The organism is Kurthia sibirica (assembly GCF_003143975.1).
Classification (GTDB): Bacteria; Bacillota; Bacilli; order Bacillales_A; family Planococcaceae; genus Kurthia; species Kurthia sibirica.
This window is the reverse complement of sequence record NZ_QFVR01000063.1, coordinates 1-1,294: the sequence shown is the minus strand read 5'-3', so window position 1 is coordinate 1,294 and position 1,294 is coordinate 1. Positions and strand designations below refer to the sequence as shown.

At 54.3% G+C, this 1,294-nt stretch carries 1 protein-coding gene; it reads right to left on the bottom strand.

All coding sequences use genetic code 11. The annotated features are described in order from the left end of the window. The coding region (locus DEX24_RS16855; protein WP_146193020.1) for an ImmA/IrrE family metallo-endopeptidase at positions 1–1,152 on the bottom strand (1,152 nt) is incomplete at its 3' end. Between the last annotated feature and the right edge of the window lie 142 nt (positions 1,153–1,294).

Genomic DNA, 1,294 nt, shown 5'->3' with positions numbered 1-1,294 from the left:
AAGCTCCAGCGTGTGGAGCTGGTCAGGCGTGAGAGACTTAACGTAGTCGAAGTACTGCCTCTGATACTTCGGCTTTAAACCCGTTGAGCGATAAAGGTTTACCTCGCTAATGAGGCCTTGGCGAAGCAACGAGTCGAATGCGCGAGCGAAAGAGAAGCCGTACTTCGACAGCTTGATTTTTTCTTGTGGGGGCGGTTCGCCTCCCGGTGGTCCGCCGCGCTTCTCGAAGTAATCCGGGTTGCGGCCATGCACCAGCGCCTTCCATCGGTCGTAGCTACCGGCTGTGTAAATGCCGAGCTGCTCTAGTCTGAAGACGGTAGCCTCTTGGCTTATCTTCAATCGACGGGAGGCCCATTTGACGTCTTCGTCGTCAGGCTGAGTTGTGGTCGGCCCCTTCAGGAGTGCCTGAACATACAATTTGGGTACGAGGAAGCTTCCTGCGAAGCGATTGCATATCCGCTCGACTGAGTTCCTTGTGATGAACGGGTCGGAGATGCCGGTCGACCGCATGAGGACATGCGCAAGTTCGTGGATGAGAGTGAAAAGACGTCGCCCCTTCGTCTGCTTTCGGGTGTTGACCACGATCACTGGATGGCGAGGGTGCGAGAGACAAAAACCGCTACCATCCTGTTCAGGAAAGCTGTCGTGGAGGACAAAAATCCCGGCGTCTTCAATCTTCTTTCTGCAGACAAGATAGAACGCGTTTGCGTCCTTTGCGTCGAGCTGATCTTGAAGCGAAATGCTCAGTAGCTCGCGCGCCGCCAGAGCGAACGCGTCGACCTCGGCGTTGCCCTTTGCTGAGAACTGAGGCAGGTCAAGTTTCACCCAGAACTGTTCGAGAGCGCGCTGGACACCTTCAGCAAATTGAATGGATTGGACCGTTTCTTTCATCTTGGCCGCTGGCTTCGCGGTCGAGGAGCGAAAGTCAGGCAATACATCATGGAGCGCGGGTGCTTTCTCCATGAAGAAAGAGTAGGGCGGTACCCCAAGCTCCTTTGCAATGCGATTGAGGATGCCTTGTCCCGGCTCAGGTTCTCGGTCAAGCTCGCGAGAAAGTTCAGCGGGTGCAATTTGAAGGCGATCAGAGAGTTGCTCGGTACTAAGAAACCGAGTGCTCAAAATCTTTGAAAGAATATTTGGATTGTAAGCCACGAAAAGTCCTTGGGGAGTCGGACTTATGAAGTATGGGGATTTTTCTAGCGTCGTGCAACTAGGGGTAGGCCTCCATGTAGGGACTGTCGTTCTCCAGCTTTACGGGGACATCGGCCTTCAGCCTCTAAACCGCGCCTTGGCT